We start from the raw sequence: 2,279 nt of genomic DNA on the forward strand, positions 1-2,279 counted from the left end.
AGGATTCCGGCGGACCGCTGCGGGCCGTCGAGGGCTTCGGTGAAACCCGGCGCTTCGCAGCCCCGTCCCCCTGCGAACCCCCAGGGGATGTCTGGGCGTTCGAATCCGCTCGAGTCGGTGCGGGCTCCTCGAGCACCCCAGACCACTCGACGACCGCGCCATTGTGACCGCCGCGGGCGCGCGCCACGGCTGGGGTGAGGTCTGAGATGGGGTGCCCCCGACGCGCTTCCAGGTAGATCCGTGCCTGACGCGTGGGAGAGGCATCGCCCCGCTGTGCCACGCAAGCCAGCAGCGCAATGCACAGCAGCAGGGGGACACGAACCCGTCGCCTGCTCTCGATGACTGCACCTCCTGTGTCAGTATCCACCCGCGTCCCGCGGGACAACGTGTCGGAGCGGTGTTCACGCTGCCGGGGACGGGTCCCTCCAGCCCCGGCGAACCCGGCGAGGCACCCCGCCGGCCGCGAGACGCGCACAGGCCAAGGGGTCGCAGACGATTGACACGCGGGTCCCCGTCCAACGGGCCGAAGTCTCCTTGCCCCAGAGAGTCGCAGGAAAACCGTCACGAGCTTTCGGGGGGGCTTCCCAGCCATGGTATGATAGGGGCCCAGGCATACGCCTCTCCGTGAAGAGGCGCGACAACCACCAACCGTGCTGGCCCTGCACCGACCTCGTTACGACTTTGCAACGAAAGAGGACCGCCCGCGATGCGTGCCGACCGCCTTGGCCCCCAGTCTACCCGACTGCCACGACCTTCCGCCTCCGCGAGAGATCAGGCCGGGGGACCGAGCGGAGACGCTTCGAGCGCCACGTCATCGGCCGCGGAGCCCAAGGAGTGGACGGTTCTCGGCTTCTTCAACGGAAACAACGACCTCGAACCGTTTGTCACCAGCGGCATCCAGCAGTCCGAGGGCGTGGGACCGAACGCGAACCTCAATGTGGCGATCCAGCTCGCCCGCGCGCCCCAGTCGATGGTCTACGGCAAGAGCAAGGAACGTGATGGCATCGACGGCGACTGGGCGGGGGTTCGCCGATACGAGGTCCGCTTCACGGGCGAGACCGACGGCAGCAAGATCCAGTCGAAGGTAACGGAGAAGCTCCCTTCCTTCACCGACATGGGCTCGCCGGGCACCCTGGCTGATTTCCTGAAATGGGGAATAAAGAACTACCCCGCCAAGCACTACATGGTGGTGTTCAACAATCACGGCGCGGGATTTCGTGGCATCAGCTTCGACGACGTGCACCAGAGCCACATCGACCCCACCGAGATGCGCGAGGTTCTCGAGCACGTCAAGTCGGAGACCGGGGTGAAGCCTGACGTCCTGCTGTTCGACGCCTGCGAGATGGCGCAGACCGAGGTGGCATACGAGCTGCGCAACAGCGCGAAGTTCCTGGTGGGCGGCGAGAACCTCATCGGCGCCCCTGGCATGCCGTACGCAGAGATCCTCGCGCGCCCGGCGTTCGATGAGAACGTGAGCGGCCGAGATCTGGCACGTCACATCGTCGATGCCGCAGCGGTCGACGAGGCTGACCGTGTCGATAATGGCCTCGACGAGGCTGCAGGACAGTTCTCGGCCATCGACCTCTCGAAGATGAACACCCTTCGCAAGGCGTGCGACACGCTCTCCCAGACGCTGCGTCAAGGGGGTGTGTCTCGCGCGCACCTCGTGGAGATCGTGAAGCGAACGAAGAAGTTCGACGGGCGCACCCGTCCCGACAAGGACTTCCGCGACCTGGGCGACTTCGCGAACAACGTGCTGCACAGCCGTCACGTGAAGAGCGACGCCATACGCGCCGCGGCGCAGGGCGTGCTCGACGCGCTCGACAAGGCCGTCATCGCGAACGAGACCGAGGGAGAGGGGATGTCGAAGGCGCACGGCCTCTCGGTGTACCTGCCCACGGACGGTGGTCGGAACCCGAAGCGTCCGCGTCAGCACGACCCCTATCGATATGAGATGCTCGACATGACGAAGGACGGCGAGTGGGGCGCCCTCATCGCCCACATGGGTCCCCGCCGCTGAGCGCGAGCGGTGCCCTGACCGCGGGGCACGGCGCAGCGACGCTGCATCGAACGCGTCCCTCCCCGCGATGAACCTTCCACGCAGGAAGCGACGGTGACTGGCGCTGGTCCATCGCAGCCGTGCCACTCGCCCGCTCGCCACGCCACCCACGCACCTCGCCGTCGCCCCTCGTGCACCACGGCCACTCGCACCCTGAGCAGCATGGCCACGCCACCTGTGGACCGCGCCGTCGACTAGAAGCCCAAATGGGCTTATACTC

At 66.7% G+C, this 2,279-nt stretch carries 1 protein-coding gene; it reads left to right on the forward strand.

Annotated features, from left to right (window positions below):
* Positions 1-706 precede the first annotated feature (706 nt).
* The gene (locus EB084_23995; protein NDD31325.1) at positions 707-2,020 is read left to right on the forward strand and encodes a hypothetical protein; all 1,314 of its coding nucleotides are present in this window, start codon (positions 707-709) and stop codon (positions 2,018-2,020) included.
* Positions 2,021-2,279 lie beyond the last annotated feature (259 nt).

This window comes from Pseudomonadota bacterium, from assembly GCA_010028905.1.
In the GTDB taxonomy this organism is placed as follows: Bacteria; Vulcanimicrobiota; Xenobia; order RGZZ01; family RGZZ01; genus RGZZ01.

Coding starts and splice junctions, on each gene's coding strand:
- EB084_23995 (NDD31325.1), top strand. CDS start 707: ATGCGTGCCGACCGCCTTGGCCCCCAGTCTACCCGACTGCCACGACCT.